At 72.9% G+C, this 19,334-nt stretch carries 21 protein-coding genes; 6 read left to right on the top strand and 15 right to left on the bottom strand.

Annotation, left to right across the window (positions count from 1 at the left end; all coding sequences use genetic code 11):
• Window positions 1–3: 3 nt before the first annotated feature.
• The 15 genes from Q9R28_RS01910 to Q9R28_RS01840 all read right to left on the bottom strand — a co-directional run bounded on the left by Q9R28_RS01910 (window position 4) and on the right by Q9R28_RS01840 (window position 13,229).
• Window positions 4–1,782 (bottom strand): flagellar hook-length control protein FliK, encoded by a 1,779-nt coding sequence (locus tag Q9R28_RS01910; protein WP_311205356.1) that lies wholly within the window; start codon window positions 1,780–1,782, stop codon window positions 4–6.
• Complete coding sequence (locus Q9R28_RS01905) at window positions 1,779–2,507, bottom strand: C40 family peptidase (protein ID WP_251160269.1); 729 nt, start codon at window positions 2,505–2,507, stop codon at window positions 1,779–1,781. The genes Q9R28_RS01910 and Q9R28_RS01905 overlap by 4 nt, the downstream gene beginning before the upstream one ends.
• A complete protein-coding gene (locus tag Q9R28_RS01900) occupies window positions 2,504–2,935 on the bottom strand; it encodes a flagellar export protein FliJ (protein WP_251160270.1) in 432 nt (143 codons plus the stop codon). Before Q9R28_RS01900 ends, Q9R28_RS01905 begins: the two co-directional genes overlap by 4 nt.
• Complete coding sequence (locus Q9R28_RS01895; protein ID WP_066654112.1) at window positions 2,935–4,266, bottom strand: FliI/YscN family ATPase; 1,332 nt, start codon at window positions 4,264–4,266, stop codon at window positions 2,935–2,937. The genes Q9R28_RS01900 and Q9R28_RS01895 overlap by 1 nt, the downstream gene beginning before the upstream one ends.
• The gene (locus Q9R28_RS01890) at window positions 4,263–4,925 is read right to left on the bottom strand and encodes a hypothetical protein (RefSeq protein WP_311205355.1); all 663 of its coding nucleotides are present in this window, start codon (window positions 4,923–4,925) and stop codon (window positions 4,263–4,265) included. Before Q9R28_RS01890 ends, Q9R28_RS01895 begins: the two co-directional genes overlap by 4 nt.
• Window positions 4,918–5,967 (bottom strand): flagellar motor switch protein FliG, encoded by a 1,050-nt coding sequence (gene fliG / locus Q9R28_RS01885; protein ID WP_081984829.1) that lies wholly within the window; start codon window positions 5,965–5,967, stop codon window positions 4,918–4,920. Before fliG ends, Q9R28_RS01890 begins: the two co-directional genes overlap by 8 nt.
• On the bottom strand, window positions 5,964–7,640 hold the full coding sequence (fliF, locus tag Q9R28_RS01880) for a flagellar basal-body MS-ring/collar protein FliF (RefSeq protein ID WP_066654109.1): 1,677 nt from the start codon (window positions 7,638–7,640) through the stop codon (window positions 5,964–5,966). Before fliF ends, fliG begins: the two co-directional genes overlap by 4 nt.
• Window positions 7,640–7,996, bottom strand: a complete 357-nt coding sequence (fliE, locus tag Q9R28_RS01875) for a flagellar hook-basal body complex protein FliE (RefSeq protein ID WP_311205354.1) — start codon at window positions 7,994–7,996, stop codon at window positions 7,640–7,642. Before fliE ends, fliF begins: the two co-directional genes overlap by 1 nt.
• The gene (locus Q9R28_RS01870; protein ID WP_224442989.1) at window positions 7,996–8,391 is read right to left on the bottom strand and encodes a flagellar basal body rod protein FlgC; all 396 of its coding nucleotides are present in this window, start codon (window positions 8,389–8,391) and stop codon (window positions 7,996–7,998) included. The genes fliE and Q9R28_RS01870 overlap by 1 nt, the downstream gene beginning before the upstream one ends.
• Entirely contained in the window at window positions 8,388–8,732 is a 345-nt protein-coding gene (locus Q9R28_RS01865) for a flagellar basal body protein (RefSeq protein ID WP_066654107.1), read from the bottom strand. Before Q9R28_RS01865 ends, Q9R28_RS01870 begins: the two co-directional genes overlap by 4 nt.
• A gap of 339 nt (window positions 8,733–9,071) precedes the next feature.
• Window positions 9,072–9,413 (bottom strand): hypothetical protein, encoded by a 342-nt coding sequence (locus Q9R28_RS01860; protein WP_311205353.1) that lies wholly within the window; start codon window positions 9,411–9,413, stop codon window positions 9,072–9,074.
• Window positions 9,403–9,879, bottom strand: coding sequence for a flagellar export chaperone FliS (fliS, locus tag Q9R28_RS01855; RefSeq protein WP_235426581.1), 477 nt, complete (start codon window positions 9,877–9,879; stop codon window positions 9,403–9,405). The genes Q9R28_RS01860 and fliS overlap by 11 nt, the downstream gene beginning before the upstream one ends.
• Window positions 9,880–9,890: 11 nt before the next feature.
• Complete coding sequence (gene fliD / locus Q9R28_RS01850; RefSeq protein ID WP_311205352.1) at window positions 9,891–11,291, bottom strand: flagellar filament capping protein FliD; 1,401 nt, start codon at window positions 11,289–11,291, stop codon at window positions 9,891–9,893.
• Window positions 11,292–11,383: 92 nt separating this feature from the next.
• Entirely contained in the window at window positions 11,384–12,292 is a 909-nt protein-coding gene (locus Q9R28_RS01845; protein ID WP_289470825.1) for a flagellin, read from the bottom strand.
• Window positions 12,293–12,413: 121 nt separating this feature from the next.
• The gene (locus Q9R28_RS01840) at window positions 12,414–13,229 is read right to left on the bottom strand and encodes a sigma-70 family RNA polymerase sigma factor (RefSeq protein WP_251160276.1); all 816 of its coding nucleotides are present in this window, start codon (window positions 13,227–13,229) and stop codon (window positions 12,414–12,416) included.
• A gap of 492 nt (window positions 13,230–13,721) precedes the next feature.
• On the opposite strand from Q9R28_RS01840, the gene Q9R28_RS01835 reads away from it, so the two are divergent.
• The 6 genes from Q9R28_RS01835 to Q9R28_RS01810 all read left to right on the top strand — a co-directional run bounded on the left by Q9R28_RS01835 (window position 13,722) and on the right by Q9R28_RS01810 (window position 19,209).
• Entirely contained in the window at window positions 13,722–14,207 is a 486-nt protein-coding gene (locus Q9R28_RS01835; RefSeq protein ID WP_066654099.1) for a flagellar protein FlgN, read from the top strand.
• Window positions 14,208–14,214: 7 nt separating this feature from the next.
• Window positions 14,215–15,630 (top strand): flagellar hook-associated protein FlgK, encoded by a 1,416-nt coding sequence (gene flgK, locus Q9R28_RS01830; RefSeq protein WP_311205351.1) that lies wholly within the window; start codon window positions 14,215–14,217, stop codon window positions 15,628–15,630.
• Window positions 15,631–15,632: 2 nt separating this feature from the next.
• The gene (locus Q9R28_RS01825) at window positions 15,633–16,514 is read left to right on the top strand and encodes a flagellin (RefSeq protein WP_066654097.1); all 882 of its coding nucleotides are present in this window, start codon (window positions 15,633–15,635) and stop codon (window positions 16,512–16,514) included.
• Entirely contained in the window at window positions 16,511–16,879 is a 369-nt protein-coding gene (fliW, locus tag Q9R28_RS01820) for a flagellar assembly protein FliW (protein ID WP_209682800.1), read from the top strand. Before Q9R28_RS01825 ends, fliW begins: the two co-directional genes overlap by 4 nt.
• 350 nt (window positions 16,880–17,229) lie before the next feature.
• Window positions 17,230–18,168, top strand: a complete 939-nt coding sequence (locus Q9R28_RS01815) for a hypothetical protein (RefSeq protein WP_311205350.1) — start codon at window positions 17,230–17,232, stop codon at window positions 18,166–18,168.
• An 84-nt stretch (window positions 18,169–18,252) separates the two neighbouring features.
• Entirely contained in the window at window positions 18,253–19,209 is a 957-nt protein-coding gene (locus Q9R28_RS01810; RefSeq protein WP_311205349.1) for a hypothetical protein, read from the top strand.
• Window positions 19,210–19,334 lie beyond the last annotated feature (125 nt).

The raw sequence follows: 19,334 nt of genomic DNA, 5'->3' as shown, positions 1-19,334 counted from the left end.
GCGTCAGGCGAGGACGTCGAGTCCGACGGATCGGACGGTGGTGGGCCGGGTGGTGACCGGCGCGGTCGGGGTGGGGCGGGCCTCCAGGCCGACTCCCGGGCGCAGCACCGTCGGTGCCGGCCGGTCGTCGCGATCGGGCTGCGCGCCCGGGTGGTTCTGGGAGGACAGGTCGAGGGTCGTGGTGGTCCCGCTGCCGGCAGCGTCACGGCGGAGGTCGGGCAGCACCTGCCGGACCGCGTCGCGGCCGGCGTCCGACGCGGCGAAGAGCTCGACGTGCATCCCGTGCGCGGTCACGTGCGCGCGGACCGTGACGGGACCGAGCGCGTCGGGCGTGACCTGCACCGTGACGACGTGGTCGCCGGGACCGGCCTGCGCGAGCGTGAACACCGGGCGCGCGAGCTGCTGTGCGAGGGGCACCGGGGCGTTCGCCGTCGCCGCGCCCGGCGCGGTCGGGAGCCCGGTCGTCGCGGGTGCGGGGACCGCGAACGGCGTCTCGCCACTGCGCGGGGCGGTCACGGCCTGGAGGCTCGGATCACCCTGGCCGCCCGTCCGCCGGTCCGACCCGTGGTCGCTCCGGGCCCCGGTGGCCGGTCCGGTCTGCACGACCGGGGCGGCGGCGGTCGCCGTGCTCGCCGTAGCGGTGTCGGCAGGGCGACCGGCCTGCGGCGCCGACGACACGCTGGTCGCTGCCGTGGGGCCGGCGGCCTCGGCCGCGGCGTCCGTCGTCGCGAGCGGGCTGCTCGCCGTCGTGGTGGGAAGGGTCGTGGCGGTCAGGGTCGCGGTGGCCCCGGTCGTGGTGGTCCCGGTCGTGGTGGTCCCGGCAGTGGTGGTCTCGGTCGTCGTGCTCGCGGACGCGGTCACGGCGACGGCTGTCGCGGCTCCGGGAGCGGCGGAGCTCGACGCCCCGTCCACCGCGACGGGTCCGAGGACCGACGGGGACGCGACGGTCGAGCCGGTCGCCGCAGAGGTGGCGGTCGTCGAGGGCGCGCCGGGTGCACCGGTCGTCGACGGCGTGGTCGCGAGGACGGGCGTCGTTCCCGCGGACACGTCGGATGAGTCGGACACGTCGCCTTCGAGCGGCGCCGCAGCGGGACGGACCACGGCGGGCTGTGCCGCACCGGGCCGGGGAGCGCCGGACGTTCCTGCAGGTCGAGCGGTCGTGGACGGCACGACGCCGACCTGCGGTCCGGTGGAGCGCGCAACGGCGGGTCCGGAGCCGGCAACCGGTGCCGGCGTAGCGATCCCGGCCGCCGCTGCGCGGTCCGCGGTGCTGGCAGGACCGGCGGTCCCGCGCGTTTCTGTGACTCCGAGCGGGTCGGAGGCCCCGGTCGGTCGTGCATTGCCGGCCGAGGGCGCGACACCGTCCGTCCCCGCGGTCCCGACCTGGGGCGACACCGCATCGTCCGACACGGCGGCGGCGCTGGCCGACGGGACCGCGACGAGGGCGGTGGGCACCGGCACGATGCCGAGCAGCGTCGGGTCGGTGGCGGGGACAGCGGCCGTCGTGTCCGCGGTGGTCGTGTCCGCGGTGTTCGGGGCAGCGGCGGTCGAGGCCGGAGCGCCCGTGGCGGGGGCACCCGAGGCGGCGGCCGTCCCGGACGGCGCACCGGTGACGCCCGCGGTCCCCACCGACGCGCCGCCCGACGTGCTCGACGCGGCCGGCGCGAGCACCGCGGCGAGGGCGGCGCCGAACGGCAGCGCCGAGGTGGTCGCCCCGGCGGTCGCAGCACTCCCCGGTGCGGCGGGAGCCGGGGAGAGGGTCGTCGTGCTCACGGTGCTCATGCGGCACTCCCCCGCATCGCCGACAGGAGTGCCGCGGTCTGCAGGTCGGTGACCGACTGCGCCGCACCTGCTGCGGAGACCGACCGGGTCGCCGCAGGAGCCGCGGCCTCGCTCGGCACGATGCGGCGGATCGTCGCGATGTCGGAGTCCTTGTACCAGTTGTCCACGATCCGGACGTCCTTGCCGGGTCGGGGTGCGTGCAGCACCTTGCCGTCACCGACGTAGATCACGATGTGCTGCTCGCCCTTCGGGATGATGAGGTCGCCCGGCTTCGCGTCCTTGAGCGACCCGACGGGCACCCCCATGTCCGCCTGGTCGGGCACCACGCGCGGCATCGTCACCCCGAGGTCCTTGAACACCGTCTGCACCAGCCCGGAGCAGTCCATGCCGGACCGGGTCGTCCCGCCGAACACGTAGGGCACACCGAGGTACTTCTTCGCGTCCTCGACCACGTCGGACCCGGTGGCGCCGCTGCCGGTCGCCAGGGTGCCGCGGCCCGCGTCGACCGAGGTGGCCGGCGTGCGGGACGCCCCGTCGGCAGCAGCGGTGCCGGCGGCGCCGGCGCTCGTCGACGTCCCGGTCGCGGTCGCCAGGGCGTCGGCGAACGCGCCGGTCGTGGCCTCGTTCGAGGCGGAGCCGCCCGCGGAGGCGGTGGTACCGCCGCGCAGGGCGTCGATCTGGGTGCGGATCTCGGCGATCCGGGAGAGCACGGCGTCGACGCTCATCGGGCACCACCTTCCGTGCGGCGTCGTGCCGCGATCTCGTCGAGGGCGTCCTGCTCGGCGCGCAGGTCGGCGGCGGCCTGCTCGCGGTCGTGGTGGCCCTCGAGCTTCTCGAGGCCGAGCGCGGCACGGCGGGCGGCGGAGTACGCGGTCCGGGCGGCATCGGCATCGGCACGACGGGTGCGTGCGACGGCGTCGAGCTCCTCGAGCATCCCGCGGGTCGAGGCCCGCGCGGCCGCGAGCGCGCTCAGCGTCGCGGCGTCCGTGACGAGCTGCTCCTGCTCGCGGTCCGCCAGGTTCCGCCGCGCGGCGATGCGAGCGTCGGCGGCGTCGCGGACACGGTCGTTCGCGGCGGCCAAGGCGGCGGCGGCGCGGTCCTGCTCGGCGTGCCGCAGACGCAGCAGGCCGGCGAGGGGGAAGCGTCGGGCCATCAGGCGGACACCCCCAGTCGGGCGACGAGGGCGTCGAGGGCTCGCCAGGACGTCCCGGCGTCGGCGCGGTCGTCCATCCCCTGTCGGAGGAACGCGTCGATCGCGTCCTGGTGGGTGACCGCTGCGTCGACGAGCGGGTTCGTGCCGGGCTGGTAGGCGCCGACGTCGAGCAGGTCCTGCGCGTTCCGGCGGGCCGCCATCACCTTCCGGAGCGCGGTGGCCGCAGCACGCTGCCACGGCTCGGTGACCTTCGAGGCGACGCGGGACACCGAGCCGAGCGCGTCGACGGACGGGAAGTGCCCGGTCACGGCGAGCTTCCGGTCGAGCACGACGTGCCCGTCGAGGATGCTCCTGGCGCTGTCCGCGATCGGCTCGTTGTGGTCGTCACCGTCCACGAGCACGGTGTAGAGCCCGGTGATGCTGCCGACCCGGTCGGTGCCCGCGCGCTCGAGGAGCCCGGCGAGCACCGAGAAGGTCGAAGGCGGGTAGCCCCGGGTCGCGGGCGGTTCGCCCACGGACAGTCCGATCTCGCGCTGCGCCATCGCGACGCGGGTGAGCGAGTCCATCATGAGCACGACGTCCTGCCCGGCGTCGCGGAACGACTCCGCGATCCGGGTGGCGACGAACGCCGCGCGCAGACGCATCAGGGCCGGCTCGTCGGACGTCGAGACGACGACGATCGAGCGGGCGAGACCCTCGGGCCCGAGGTCGTCCTCGAGGAACTCCCGGACCTCGCGGCCGCGCTCCCCCACCAGGGCGATGACGTTGACGGCTGCGTCGCTCCCGCGCGCGATCATCGACAGCAGCGAGGACTTGCCGACGCCGGAGCCGGCGAACAGGCCCATGCGCTGTCCGCGACCCACGGTCGTCAGGGTGTCGAGCACGCGGACGCCGAGCTGCATCGGCGCGTCGATCCGCGTGCGCGCCATGGCGTTCGGCGTCGCGTGGTCGAGCGGCACCCAGCCGTCGGTGTCGAGCGGACCACGGTCGTCGATCGGCCGCCCGAGCCCGTCGAGCACCCGGCCGAACAGCCCTGCACCGGTCGGCACCAGCACGGGACGACCGGTCGGGCGGACGGGGGTGCCCGCGGTCACCGCGACGAGGCGTCCGAGCGGCATGCAGCGCACACCCGTGGGATCGGTGGCGACGACCTCGACGGGGGTCTGCGGACTGCCCTCGGTGCCGACGGTCAGGACGTCGCCGATCCGGGCCTCGACCCCGGCGACGGTCAGCCCGAGGCCCACCGCGCTCGTGACGAGGCCCACGCGCTGCGGCGCGGCGAGGGCGATCGCCTCGTCGAGCCCACGGGGACGGAGGAGGGTCGCGGTCACCGGGGCGCCTCCGGCCGGTCGGCGGAGCGGCCCAGCGCCGCGCGCGCACGGTCGAGCGCTGCGCCGATGCGGAGGTCGAGCAGCCCGTCCGGCAGGTCCACGACGGCGTCGCCGTCGAGCAGCGCCACGTCCGGCACGACCGGGACCGGCAGCGCGAGGTCGGCGACGCGGGCTGCGTCGGCGGGGCTGAGCCGGACGGCCACCGCGACGGTGGCGTCGACCGAGGCGAGCGCCCGACGGACGGTCGCCTCCGCACCGGTGGTGGGGCGTGCCTCCTGGCCGTCGCCCTCGCCGGTCGCGTCGTCCTGGCGCCCGGAACGCACCACGTGTCCGACGACGGCCTCGGCCAGGTCGAGCGCAGCGTCGACCAGGGACTCCTCGGCGTCGGCCAGCACCGGCACGACCTGGGAGAGCATCGCGTTCGTGGCCGCGTCGAGCACCTGGACACGGCGGACGGTCTCGGCCTGGAGCGCCGCGAGTCGCGTTGCGTGCTCGGCCTCGAGCCGGGCGTGCAGCGCAGCGGTCTCGGCCTGGGCGGCACGGAGGCCCGCGGCGTAGCCCGCGGCGTGGCCGCGCACGTCGGCGGCCGCTGCGAGGTCGCGGGTCGTCGCGCTCCCGAGCACGGGGAACGCGACGCGCTGCACGGTGGTGTCAGTCAACGAGCTCGTCCTCCTCGGCGCGGTGGACGGTGATCGTGCCCTCGGCCTCCAGCTCGCGGACGGAGCGGACCACCTCGGCGCGCGCCTCCTCGACCTGCGAGACGCGCACGGGGCCCATGGCCTGCAGCTCGTCGTCCAGCAGCTCGCGGTTGCGCTCGGACACGTTCGCGCGGATCGTCTCGACGACCGGCGTCGGCGCACCCTTCATGGCGGTCGCGAGGAGCTTCGAGTCGATGCCGCGGAGCACCTGCTGGATGTCGCGCGACTCGAGCTTGACGATGTCCTCGAACGTGAGCATCCGCGAGCGGATGTCCTCCGCGAGCTCCGGGTCGCGCGCCTCGAGGCCGTCGAGCACGGCCTTCTCGGTGGCGACGTCCGAGCGGTTGATGATCTCGACCAGGGGCGCGATGCCGCCGACGACCTCGACGCTCTCGCGCGGCGAGACCACGGCACCGGCGCGCTGGCGGAGGACGCCGGCGACGATCCCGACGGCCTCGGGGGTCGCCGTGCCCATCGTGGCGAAGGCCTGGGCGACGTCGGTGCGGACACGGTCGTCGACCCCGGCGAGCACCGCGCTCGCCTGCCCGGGCTGCAGGTGCGCGAGCACGAGGGCGATGGTCTGGGGCAGCTCGCCCTCGAGCAGGCTGACGACCTGGCCGGGTTCGGCGTCGTCGAGGAACTCGAACGACTGCCCGGCGAGGTTCGAGGCCAGCCGGTCCATCACGCCCGCGGCGCGTTCGGACCCGAACGACGCCTCGAGCAGCCCGAGCGCGGCGTCCTTGCCGCCGCGCTTCTGCACGCGGCCGCGCTGCGTGATGCGGTGGAACTCGCTCATCGTGCGGTCCACGACGGAGTCGTCCACGCGGCGCATCCGGACGATCTCGGCGCTGATCTCCTCGGCCTCGAGCTCGGTGAACTGCTTCATCACCTCGGCCGCGCGCTCGGTCTCCATCTGCATGAGGATGAGCGCGACCTTCTGCGCGCCGGTCAGGGCGCGGTCGGTGGTGCCCCCGCCGGCGGGGACCGGGACGAGCGCGCTCACACCGGCGACCGGTCGTCGAGGAGCCCGCGGAGCAGGTCGGCGGTGCGCTTCGGGTCGCGCTCGGCCAGCGCGGAGATCTCCTGCCGGCGACGCTCGGCGCTGATCTCGTCCGTCGTCAGCACCTCGGTCGGGGCGTCGTCGTGGGGCAGCGTCTGCAGCGCGACCGTCTGCGGCTCGACGGCCGGGATCGCCAGGTCGTCGGTGCCGAGGGGCAGTTCGAACGTCTCACCGGCGAAGGCGTCGAGCTCGCCGACGTCGACGGCCTCGCGCGACTGCCGGCGGGCACGGCGTGCCAGCACGATCGCGAGCACGATCGCGGCGGCGAGGACGGCGACGACGATGCCGGCGGTGCGGATGGCCGACCACATGGCCTGCTGCTGCTCGGCCTGCTGCTGCTCCTCGAGGGCCTTGGCGGCGTCCTTCGCGGCGGAGTCGTCGAAGTCCATCATCGCGACGCGGACCTGGTCGCCCCGGGCGTTGTCGGCTCCGGCGGCGGCGGACACCAGGTCGTTGATGCTCTGCAGGTTCGCGTTCTGCACCGAGTCGGCGCGGGAGTTCAGGGCGACCGAGATGGTCTGTCGCTCGACACCACCGGCGGGGATCTGCGTCGTCTCGGTGGTCTTGTCGACGGCGTTGTTCTTCGTCGCCGACTCGTTCTTGTAGCCGTCGTCACCGGCGGCCGTGCCGTTCGTGGTGGTGCCGCCGGCGGTCCCGTTCGGCACCGCGATGTTGTCCGGACCGAGGACACCGGTCGCACCGGCGCCCGCACCGGACCCGGAGCCGTACTCCTCCGTCGAGCTGGACTCGTTGAGGGCGACCGCGCCGCCCTTCGGCTGGGCGAAGCTCTCCGAGGTCCGGGTGCCCGACTGCTGGTTCATCGTCGCCGAGACCACCACGCTCGCGTTGCCCGGTCCGAGCGTGGTGTCGAGCAGGTCCTGGATCTTCTTCCGGGTGGCCGCGTCGTAGTCGGCGGCCTGGTCGGCGCCGCTGCCGGTCGCTCCGGTACCGACCGCGGAGAGGGTCTGGCCCTTCTGGTCCACGACGGAGACGTCGGTGGGCTGCATCCCCTCGACCGCGGCGCTCGTCAGGTGCACGATCGACTGCACCTGGTCCGTGGTGAGCTGCGCGCCGTTCTCGGTCGCGACGAACACCGACGCCGTCGGGTCCTTCTCCTCGGACACGAAGACGGTCTTCTCGGGGATGGCGAGCTGCACGGTGGCGGCCTTCACGCCGTCCATCGACGAGATCGTCTTCGCCAGCTCGCCCTCGATCGCCCGCTTGTAGGTGACGTCCTGCTGGAACTCCGAGCTCGTCACGCCCATCTTGTCGAGGAGCGAGTAGCCGCCCTCGTTCGACGACGGCAGGTTGTTCGACGCCGCCTTGAGCCGCTCCGAGTACACCTTGTCCTGCGGCACGAGGATCGTCGCGCCGCCGTCGGTCAGCTGGTACGGCACACCGTCGGTCGTCAGCTGGTCGGTGATCGAGCTCGCGTCGGCTGCGGCCAGTCCGGTGAAGAGCGGCGCGTAGGACGCCTTGCCGAGCCAGCTGGCGAGGGCGATCCCACCGAGCACGAGTGCGGCGACGCCGATCAGCGCGATGGTGCGCTGCGCGGCGGAGAAGCCCTTCACGTAGGCGACGAGCCGCCCCCACGTGTTCTGCATCGCGGCGGGCATCAGGCCTGCATCCGCATGATCTCGTTGAACGCGTCGACGCCCTTGTTGCGGACGGCTGCGACGAGCTCGAGGGTGACCTGGGCACGGGTGGACGCGATGGTGGCGTCGTGGATGTCGTCGAGGTTGCCCGTGACGGCCTTGAGCGCCAGGGTCTTCGAGTCACTCTGCAGCTGCTGGAGCCCGTCGACCGCGTTGCCGAGGCTCGCGGCGAAGCCGTCGCCGCGGGTGGTCGGCTGGACCGCGCCGGCGCCCGCGGCACCGCCGAGCGCTCCGGCACCGGTCGCAGCGTCCGCGGCGCCGGCGAACGCACGGGTCATCGCGTTGGTGGTCACACCGTTCAGTGCGTCGATGGGCATCAGTTCTTCCCGATCTGCAGTGCCGCCTCGTAGGCGGTCTTGGCACGGTCGACCACGGCGGCGTTCGCCTGGTACCCGCGCTGGGCCATGATGAGGTCCGCCATCTGCGTGCCGAGGTCGATGTCCGGCATGCGGACGTAGCCCTCCGCGTTCGCGAGCGGGTTGTCCGGGTCGTAGGTCACGCGTCCGGCGGCGCTGCCGAACGCTGCGCCCTTGACGTAGGCGCCCGACGTGCCGGCGCCCTCCTGGACCTCGACGTAGCGGGCCTGGAACGCGGAGTCGTCCATCGAGCGGACCGTGTTGACGTTGGCGATGTTGTCCGAGATCGCGTCGAGCCACTTCCGGTGCACGGTCATGCCGGTGCTCGCGATGCCGATCGCGTCGAAGGTCGTCACGAGTTCGTCCGCATCGCGGCGCGGAGGGCCGTCGCCTCGCCGCCGACCGCCTGGGTGGCGAACTGGTAGCGCAGGACCGTGTCCACGTTCGACAGGGTCTCCTGGTCGAGGTTGACGTTGTTGCCGATCTCGTTCGTCGGCTCGAGGCTGCGCGCGGTGGTCGCGGTCGCGTGCCCGTCACCGTGCACGATCGACTGCGCGAGGGCGTCCTCGAAGCGCACCTTCTCGGCGTGGTAGTTCGGCGTGTTGATGTTCGCGACGTTGTTCGCGATGGTGCGCTGTCGCAGCGACAGCCCGTCGAGCGCGCTCTGCAGCGCGACGCTCGTCACGGAATCGAACACGGGTGGCCCGTCCCCTCGGTGTGCGACGTCGTGCGACGGCGCCGATTGGCGGTGGCCGATCCGTGGCCGAACGAGTGAGCGATCCGTGCTCGGAGGGCGCTGTCGGCGGCGGCGCTGGGGACGTTAGGGCTCGCCCCGAACGGGGGGCGGGGCCTGGCTGCGGCGGCGGGGCTCGTCGAACACTCGTCGCGTGCTCCGCTGTGGTGCGACGAAGCCGCTGTCGTCCGACGACGCATCTGTCGTCCCGGCCGGAGGTGCGCGACGACCCACGACCGACACGACGGAACCGCTGTCGTGCGACGACGCATCTGTCGTCGTGCTCGCTCGAGCAGGCGCGCCTCAGGCGGAGGCGTCCAGGTACACGGAGCCGCGCGGCTCGTCCGTCGCCGCGACCTGACGGAGCGCGCCGAGGTGCTCCAGGGTCTGCCGCCGCTCGGTCTCGAGCGCCGACATCCGGTCGCGCTGCGCGGCCAGCAGCCGGGAGGCACGACCCACCAGCGCGCGCGGCACCGGTCCGAGCGTGGTCGGGACGACCCACGGGGTCGCGTCGAGGACGATCGCTGCGGTGCCGTCCGTGGTCGCGTCGATCGTGGTCAGCTCGTGCTCGAGGGCGTCGAGCACCGCGGCCCACGCACCGTCGGCGGTCTCCGCGGCGGGGGTGGGGTGCGGGTCAGGCGACACCGAGCGCTCCCCCGGTGCCGACCTGCGGCGCCTGGGTCGTCGGCAGCGCCGCGGCGGCCTCGTGCCACGACTGGCGCAGCGGCTCCAGGATCCGGATGCAGTCGCGCGTCGCCTGCACGTCGCGGTGCACGTTCGCGGTGATCAACGACGTCGACGCGTAGTTGTAGATCGCGAGGAGCCCCTCGCCGCCGTCCCACACGTCGATACGGAGCGTGGACGACAGCTCGCCGACGATGGCCTGGGCGTGCAGCAGCTGCTCGCGCGCGGCCTCCCAGTCGGACGTCGTCTGCGCGGCCTCGGCGCGGTGCAGGTCGAGGAGCAGCCGGTCGTAGAGCATCGTGACGAGCTGTGCTGGCGTCGCCGAGAGCACGGCCTCGTTCGTGTACTGCGCTCGGCGCTGGTCGGTCACCGTGCGGGGCTGTGCGGCCTGACGGAAGGCGGCGGACTGCAGGTCGAAGGCGTTCATGGTCGTTCCCGTCACTTCGACGTCGATGCCAGCTGGCTGGAGAGCCACGCCGACTGGGACTGGAGCTTGCTGAGGCTGGTCTCGAGGGCGGAGTACTGCGCCTGCAGCGTGGCCCGTCGTGCGGTGAGCCGGTCCGACCAGTTGTCGATCTGCGTCGTCAGGTCCTTCGCGACCGACTGCTGCCCGGTGATCGAGGTCGTGATCGACCCCGTGTACTTGTCCGACGCGGCCGTCGCCGCGGCGCCGACGTTCGTCGCGACGCCGGACAGCATGGCCTGGGTGCCCTGCGGGTCGTCCGCCAGGGCCTTCTGGAAGACCGCGGCGTCGAAGCTGAAGGTGCCGTCCTTCTGGATGACGATGCCGATGGACGACGGCGACTTCCCGTTGACCGGCGTCGACATCGTCGTGGTGAGGCGCTGTACCGCGTCGCGGGTCGTGCCGTCCCCGGTCAGGACCCCGGCCTTCGTCGACGTGGTGCCGGTGGTCGGACTCGTGGTGCTCGTCACCGCCGTGTTCGTGGCGTAGTACGAGGTGATGGCGTTGAGTGCGTCGACGAGTCCGGACGCGACGGCCTGGGCCTTCGTGGTGTCCTGCGCGACCGTGACGGTCACCGGGTCGGTGGTGGTCTGCGTGACCGTGACGTCGAGCCCCGGCAGCAGGTCGTCGAACGTGTTCGTGGCGCTCGTGACCGTCTGTGCGGCGGCGGTCCCCGCCCAGAGTGTGACGCTCGCGTCCTTGCCCTGGGTGACGACGGCGGCTCCCGGCTGGGTGAAGACGTTCGTCGCGGTACCGGCCGTCACGTCGTCGGACGAGCCGCGGTAGAGCGTGAAGGAGGCCGCTGCGCCGGTCTTCGTCGCGCTGAGCTGCAGGCGGTAGAGCTTCGTGCCGTCGGTGTCGGTCCCGGCCGCGACCTTCGTCGCGGTCACGCCGGCGCCGGCCTTGTTGATCGCGGTGACCGCGTCGTCGAGCGATCCCGAGGCCGGTGTGACGGTGGTCTTCTTCCCGTCGGCACCGACGAGCGTGAGCGGCTCGGCTGCGGACGCCCAGGTGGACATCGCGGCGGTGACGCCGACGTGTGCCGCCGCGGTCGACCCGACCTGGAAGCTGACGGAGCCGGCCGAGGCGGTGGCGTCGGTCGCGACGGTGACCCCGGTGGACGAGCTCTTCGCGGCGTACACGTCGAGCGAGGTGGCCTTGGCTGCGTCGCCGGCCTTCGTCGCGAGCGTCTGCACGAGCGAGTTGATCGTCTGCAACGAGGAGACGAACGAGTTGGTGTCGGTGAGCTTGTTCTTGAGCAGGGTCTGCGGGACCTGCTCGATGGTCATCAGCGAGTTGATCAGGTCGGAGGTCTTGAGACCGCTGACCAGACCGTCGATCGCGAGACTGTTGCCCGAGACGGACGACGTCGACATCGCGGGGCTCCCTGTCGTCGGGGGTGGTCGTGGGTGTGGTGACGCCGCCGTCCGGAGGACTCGAACTCCTCCGGACGACGGCGTCGGTGGTGCTAGCGGAGGAGCGAGAGCACGCCCTGGGTGCTCTGGTTCGCCTGCGCGAGCATCGAGGTGCCGGCCTGGCTCAGGATGTTGTCGCGGGTGTACTTGACCATCTCCTGCGCCATGTCGACGTCGGTGATGCGCGAGCTCGCCGCGGTCAGGTTCTCCTTGGCCACGTTCGTCACGTTGATGGCGTGGTCGAAGCGGTTCTGGACCGCACCGATGTTCGAACGAGCAGCCGACACGTTCTTGATCTCCGCGTCGATGGCGACGATTGCCTTCTGCGCGTTCTCGTTCGTGTCGAAGTGCAGCGCGCCGGTGGTGGCGGCGCCAGTGGCGTCGACGCCGTCAACGGTCAGGTTCTTCGCAACTGCAGAGACATCCGCCTGCTTGAGGTCGACAGTGATCTTCGAGGAGTCGCCCGAGTTCGCGCCGACCTGGAAGGTGAGCTTCCCCGAACCGCCGCCGGCGGCGACGTCGGCCGCGTTAGTCGCTGCCTTCCCGTCGAGCAGCTTGATCCCGTTGAAGTTGGTCGAGTCCGAGATGCGCACGAGCTCCTGCTGGAGCTGCCCGACCTCGGTCTCGATCGCCTTGCGCGAAGTGTCGTTGTTCGAGTCGTTACCCGCCTGGACGGCGAGGTCGCGCATGCGCTGGAGGATCGAGTGGGTCTCGGTGAGGCCACCTTCAGCGGTCTGCACGACGGAGATGCCGTCCTGCGCGTTGCGGGCGGCGACCGTGAGGCCACCGACCTGCGACTTGAGTCCTTCGGAGATCGTCAGGCCCGAAGCGTCGTCAGCGGCGCGGTTGATGCGGAGACCGGTCGAGAGCTTCTCGAGGGACTTCGACAGGTCGTTCTGCGTCGCGTTGAGGTTCCGGTACGTGTTGAGTGCCGAGAGGTTGGTGTTGATGGACATACCCATGGTGGTTTCCTCCGTGAATCCTTGGGTGGTGGTGTCTGCCCGTCCATGGGCTGACATCCGTGACTCTCGGCAGGTCCGCCGAGGTCGTTAGGTGTCGGCGAGGAAATCTCCTCGCCGAAGATCAGCTGGCTGCGACGACCGTCGGCACCGACGCGTCCTGCACGGCCCTGGCGACCCCGGCGGCGGCGTTCGCCGCGACCCGCGCCAGGTACGCACTGCGCCGCGCGGCGGTCGTGCGCGACACCGGCTCGACCGCGGTGCCGTCGCCGTAGTGCTCGGCGAGGCCGTCCCGCAGGAGCCGCATCGCCTCGGACCGCTGCTGCGACACCGCGGAGTGCGTGATCCCGAGCTCGGCCGCGACCTCGGTGACCGAGCGGTCGCCGAAGTAGACGTTCTCGACGACGTAGCGCATCCGGTCGGGCAGCGCGGCGACGGCGGCGCGCAGGTAGCGGCGCTTCTCGGCCTCGAGCAGGTCCTCTCCGGGCAGCGGGTCCTCGGACGCGATGACGTCGTGCACGGTCTCGTCGATCGTGCCGACCGTCCGTGCGGCGTCGGACATGGCGTCGGCGGCGGTCTGGCGGTCGACGCCCATCGCGTCGGCGATCTCCTGCACGCCGACCGAGCGACCGAGTCGGGCGGACAGGGCCTCCTGCGTCGCGAGGGTCTCGCGGATGCGCTTCCGGGTGCCGCGCGACGCCCAGTCGGACGAGCGCATGTCGTCCGCGAGCGCACCGGTGATCCGGGTGCGGGCGTAGGCGCCGAAGGGCACGCCGAGCTCCGGGTCGAAGGCCTCGGCGGCGGCGACGAGTGCGAGCGAGCCCACGGCAGCCAGGTCGTCACGGTCGAGGTGGGTGGCCCGCGCACGGACGTCCGACACGATGTAGCCGACGAGCGGCAGGTGCTCCACGATCATCGCGTTGCGTGCGTTCCGGTCCATTGGCTTCCCCTGGTCGACGTGCTGACTGACCCGTCCGTGGGCGCGACGGACACCGGCCCTCGGGAGGCCGGTGCGGTCGACGAAGAACCACCCGGTTCCCTCCGGGCGGTGCACCCGCGCCCCTGCGACGCGGTGCGGGAGTGTCCCCCGCGGTGCGATTCGAATGTATCGGCTGGGAAGTCACCGGTGCAGGCTGTGAACGTCCCCAGTGCGGGGGGACGCGGGGTTCCGGCGGTCCGCACTTCGGCGGACAAACCGGCACGAACCGCCGGTTCTGTCCCCCGGTCTGGGTGACGGTGCGTCCCCCGGGAGCGCACGGCCGGGAGGCGCGGCACCGCTCCGCCGAGCAGCGCCGGCCCGTCTCGTGCTCGCGTCCACCGCCGCGGTCCGCTTACGACGGACCGCCCGGCGTCGATAGTCCCCGCTGTCCACCGGAAGGCGGACCGGCACGACCCGCTGGTCGCCGACACCGATCCCGAACCGGGAGGAGCCATGAGCGTGAACGACCTGTCCGCCGTCCTCTGGCGCGAGCGCGAACTGCTCGAACTGCTCACGTTCAAGCTCGAGGAGGAGCAGCTCCTGCTCGCCGCCGGGCGCTCCCGCTGGGTGTCGCACGCCAGCCGCGAGGTCGAGCAGGTCCTCGAACGGCTCCGCAGCACCGGGCTCGAGCGCGCCGCGTCGAGTGCCGCCGTCGCCGAGGAGTGGGGTGTCGACCCCGACGCTCCCCTGCGCGACGTGGTCGCCGCCGCGCCGAACGGACCCTGGGGCGAGATCCTCGCGACGCACCTCGCCGCGATGGTCGAGCTGACGACGCACATCGGCGCGCTCCGCGACGAGAACGACCGCTTCCTCCGGACGGCTGCCCAGGCCACCGAGGAGACCCTCGCCGGCTCGGTCGGCGACGCGTCCACCTACGACGCCTCGGGCAGCTCCGGCTCCCGTCCCGACGGCGCACGCCTGTTCGAGGGGACCCTGTAGCACCGTGGTGAGCACCTTCGGATCCCTCGCGACCGCCTACTCCGGCCTGACCGCGGCACGCGCCGGCATCGACGTCACCGGGCAGAACATCGCCAACGCCGGCACCGCCGGGTACACGCGCCAGCGCGTCACGCAGTCGTCGGTCCCCGCCGTGCAGACCGGTTTCGTGCACGGCACCGCTGCCCTCGCCGGGCAGGGCGTCTCCGTCGACGGCATCGCACGCCTCGGCTCCCTGACGCTCGACGCCGGCCTCCGCGCGGCGACCGGCTCGTCGGCCTGGGCACAGACCCGCGCGACCGGGCTCTCGGCGATCGAGGACGGCCTGCACGAGCCCGGGAAGAACGGTCTGTCGGCACAGCTCGACGTCTTCTGGTCCGCGTGGGGCGACCTCGCCGCGCACCCCGACGACGCGGGCGCCGCCTCGTCCGTGATCGCCGCCGCGACCACCGTCGCGACCGCCCTCGCCACCGGCTCGAGGGCGCTCGACACGCAGTGGGCGACGGTCCGTTCGACGGCCGCGACCCAGGTCGACCAGCTCAACGCCGCGGCGGAGCAGGTCGCCGGGCTGAACGTGCAGATCCGGTCGGCCCTCGCCGCCGGTGGCAGCGCGAACGAACTGCAGGACCAGCGCGACCGGCTCACGCAGCAGATCGCGGGACTCGCCGGTGGCACGGTCCGGACGAACTCCGACGGCACCGTCGACGTCCTCCTCGGCGGCAACCCGCTCGTGCAGGGCGACACCGTCCGCACCGTCGCGCTCGAGGGCGGCGCGCGTCTGGGCGACGGCGCTGCCGTGTCCCTCCGCTGGACCTCGGGCAGTGCCGGCTCGGTGACGCTCGACGGCGGCTCGATCGGTGGCGCGCTCGCACTCCTCGCCCCCGCTGCCGGCGGTACGGGCGGCGCCATCGCCGAGGCGTCAGCCGCGTACGACCGGGTCGCGACCCGACTCGCCGAGACCGTGAACACCGAGCACGCGAAGGGCACCACGCCCTCGGGTGCCACCGGAGCGCCGTTCTTCGCCCTCGCCGCGGGCACCCCGGCCGCGCAGGGCCTCTCGGTCGTCCCGACCGACGGCGACGGGCTGGCGACGCGGAACGCTGCGGGACAACTCGACGACTCGTTCGCCGACACGCTCTCGCGACTCGGCACGGTCGCCGGGGGTGCGGACAGCACCTGGGCGAGCTTCGTGGCGGGGGTGGGCAGCGCCTCCCGGACGGCCTCGTCGGAGGCGACGCTCACCGGACTCGCGCTCACCAGCGCGCGCACGCAACAGCAGTCCGGCGCCGGCGTGGACCTCGACGAGGAGAACGTCAACCTGCTCAGCTACCAGCACGCCTACCAGGGCGCAGCGCGCGTCCTCACCGCGGTCGACGAGATGCTCGACACGCTCATCAACCGCGTCGGACTCGTCGGGAGGGGCTGACCGTGATCACCCGTGTGACCACCCAGATGTCGATCACGGCCGCGACGGAGCGGCTGCAGGCGAACGCCGCCCGCGTCGCCGACGCCACGCAGCGCGCCACCACGCTGCAGGCGATCGCGAAGCCGTCGGACGACCCGGTCGGCACCGGCTCGTCGATGCAGGTGCGGAAGGAGCAGGCCGCCGCCGCGCAGTACACGCGCAACGCGAACGACGCGGTGGGCTGGCTCGCGACGACCGACAGTGCCCTGTCCGGCGCCCACGCGGTGCTGACGACGGTGCGGGACCTGACCGTGCAGGCCGCGAACTCCGGTGTGATGGACGACACCGCCCGCGACGCGTTCATCACGCAGTTCCGGGCGCTCAAGGCCGACCTCGAGTCCGCCGCCAACACGACCTACGGCACGCGGTCGGTCTTCGCCGGCTCCTCGACCGAGGCGACCGCCTACACGAGCGCCGACGGCTTCGCCGCTGCGACCACCGCGGTGTCCCGACGCGTCGGCGACGCCCAGACCGTGCGGGTCGACACCCCGGGGGCCGCGGCGTTCGGCTCCGGCGCGACGTCGGCCTTCGCGGTGATCGACGGCATCGTCGCCGACCTGCAGAACGGTGTGAACGTGAACCCGAAGCTCAACGACGTCGACGCGGCGTTCGGCACCCTCCGTGCGGCGCAGGCCGACGTGGGTGTGCGGCACGCGGCGGCACTGGGGGCGCAGGACGCGCTGAAGACCTCGTCCGTCGCGCTGGAGACCCGTCGCGCCGGCATCGAGGACCTCGACCTCGCCGGTGCGGTCCTCGACCTGCAGGTGCAGCAGACCACGTACCAGGCAGCCCTCGCCGTCACCGCGAAGGTCCTGCAGCCGACCCTGATGGACTACCTCCGATGAGCATCGACCTGACCTTCCCCACGCCGCCGTTCGGGCTGTCGCCGGCACCCGTGTTCACCCTGGAGCCCGTCGAGGGCGCCGAGGGGCTCTTCGCCCTGCACGGCGACGACGCGCGGCTGTTCCTGCTCGACGCCGCGGTGCACCTGCCCGACTACGCGCCCGAGCTCACCGACGAGCAGGCGGCCCTGATCGGCCTGACCGACCCCGCCGACGCGATGCTCCTCGTGGTCGCCAACCCGGGGGCGTCCGGCACGACGGTGAACCTGCTCGCGCCGGTCGTCGTGCACGCGCGCACGGCCGTCGGCGCCCAGTTCATCCTCGAGGACCAGGACCTGCCGCTGCGCGCGGAGCTCGCGCGGCGGTAGCGCGGCGGCCCTGGCGCACGCTGCGGGCGCGGGGAGCGGGGCTCGCTGGCTGGCGCTGTCGTACGACTCACCCGCTGTCGTACGACAACGGATTCGTCGTACTTCTCGCGAGACCGCGGCCCCTCGCGGCCGACGCGACAAGTGCGCTGTCGTACGACATCAACGTTGTCGCACTGCTTGCGCAACGGCGGCGTCTCGCGGCCGGCGCGACAGATGCACTGTCGTACAACATGGACGTTGTCGCACTCCTCGCCGCCATCTCTCCTGCACAGCCGGGAGGCGCGGCTCACCGTCCCCAATTCGGCCAACTGCCGTCGTCGATGCCGATCCAGAGCACGAGGCTTGCGGGCATGCACGAACGAGTCCTCGCCGTCCCCCTCATCCACACGAGCTGTTTCCCCTCCGCCGAGCGCCGTGCGCTCCAACGTCGCGCACAGCGCGGCGACCTGCGAAGGATCCGCCCCGGTGTCCTCGTCGACCCAGGAACGGTCGTCGGTCTCCTGCCGGAGGAACACCACCTGCTGCTGGTCCGCGCCACTGCACACCGCATCCGTCCGCCGACACTGTTGGCGCACCGCAGCGCCGTCCTCGCCCACGGACTCCCCCTCGTCGGCGCCCTGCCGGATCGAGTGGAACTCCGCGACCCGCGGCGTTCTCGCGTGGAGACGACGACGTACCAGCGAGTCCGGCCAACCGTCGCGCGTGCGCCCCGCGGCCGATGGGAGGGGACGCCGCCATACACCCCCTCCAAGTTCGGAGGGCTCACGGTCGAACCGCTCGTCGACGTCCTGGTGGACATGGCCGTGACCGAACCGCTCGGCGCAGTGCTCCCGGCCGTCGACGCGGCGTTGCACGATCGCCGTGTGCTCCCGGAGATGCTGGCGGAGGCGGCCGACACGGTCACCGTTGCACGTGACAAGGCGGCGGCGGCGCTCGGGATGGGGTCGGCGCTGTCCGACTCCCCGGCGGAGTCGGTGTGCCGGGTGCGCTTCCGACTGCTCGGGACGCCGGAGCCCGTCCAGCAGCACGTCTTCAGCCGTGCGCGAGACCGGACGGCAGTCGTCGACTTCTGGTTCCCGGACCAGGGCGTCGTCGTCGAGGTCGACGGGCGGGCGAAGTACGGCGACGGTGCGGACGCCGCCGCCGCACACTGGCATGAGAAGCAGCGCGAGGACTTCATCCGGTCGTTCCCCGAGGTCCGCACGGTCGTCCGGGTCGTCTGGGCCGACCTGATGGAACCCGAGCGCTTGCGCGCAAAGCTCCTCCGAGCGGGTGTGCCGTGCCGGTGACGGCGACCTGCACGACCACCGAGCCGGCGCGCGCGGCATGCTGCGAGTGCGGAGCTCCCACCGCGTCGGCGTACGTTCTGCGTCATGGCCCGACAGCACAACGACGGGGCGATCGTGCCGATGCCGCCCGCCCCGGTCCAGTCCGACACCCGCGACGACCGCACCCCCACACCCGAGAATCCCACGGGGTGGACCAAGATGCTCGACCGCGTCATCGCCGTGCAGCGTCCCGTGGTGGTCGCGCACGTGAACGCCGTGCGGCGTCGCCACCCGGATGCGAGCCCCGCCGAGGTCATCCAGATCCTCGAGCGGCAGTACCTCACGGCGGTGACCACGGGGGGCGCTGCCGTGGGAGCGAGTGCGGTGATCCCCGGGGTCGGCATGGCAGCGGCGCTCGGCCTCAGCGGTGCCGAGACGGTCGGCTTCCTCGAGGCCACGGCACTCTTCGCGCAGTCGGTGACCGAGGTGCACGGCATCGCCCTCGAGGACCCGGAACGCTCGCGCACCCTCGTGATGGCCCTCATCCTCGGCGCTCCGGGGACGCAACTCGTCAAGCAGCTCGCCGGTCAGGCCACCGGGGGCCAGGCACGCTCGGCGTTCTGGGGCGAGATGGTGACCGCCTCCCTGCCGAAGCAGGTGGTGAGCGGCATCGGTGGCAAGGTCCGCGACCAGTTCATCAAGCGCTTCGCAGCGCGGCAGGGCGCCTCGGTCCTCGGCCGTGCGCTGCCGTTCGGCATCGGCGCGGCCGTCGGCGGCCTGGGCAACCACGCACTCGGCAAGAAGGTCGTCCAGGCGTCCCGCGAGGGCTTCGGACTGCCACCGCGGCACTTCCCCGTCGTCCTCGAGACGAAGCCGACGAAGCTGACGAAGGAGCGCGGCCGTGGGGCGAAGGACCGAGCGGCCGGCGACGGACGAACGGACGAGAAGGAACGTCGAGCGCTGCCGTGGCGCCGGAAGGAGCGAGACGACGAGGACCTCTGGGCGGACACGCCGCACCGTGACCCCCAGCACGACCGCGAGGTACCCGACGGGCGCGGCTGACGTCGCACGGCTGACGGCGCGCGGCTGACGGACGGGAGGCGCGGTGCCAGCGTGCACCGCGCCTCCCGTCCGTGCGCGGTCCGCGTCCGTCGACGGTCAGCGCCGTCGACAGGCTCCGTCAACAA

Origin of the sequence: Curtobacterium sp. BRD11, from assembly GCF_031844345.1 — a bacterium.
Taxonomy (GTDB): domain Bacteria; phylum Actinomycetota; class Actinomycetes; order Actinomycetales; family Microbacteriaceae; genus Curtobacterium.
Note: the sequence above shows the minus strand (reverse complement) of the source record. Positions and strands in the feature narration are given on the sequence as shown.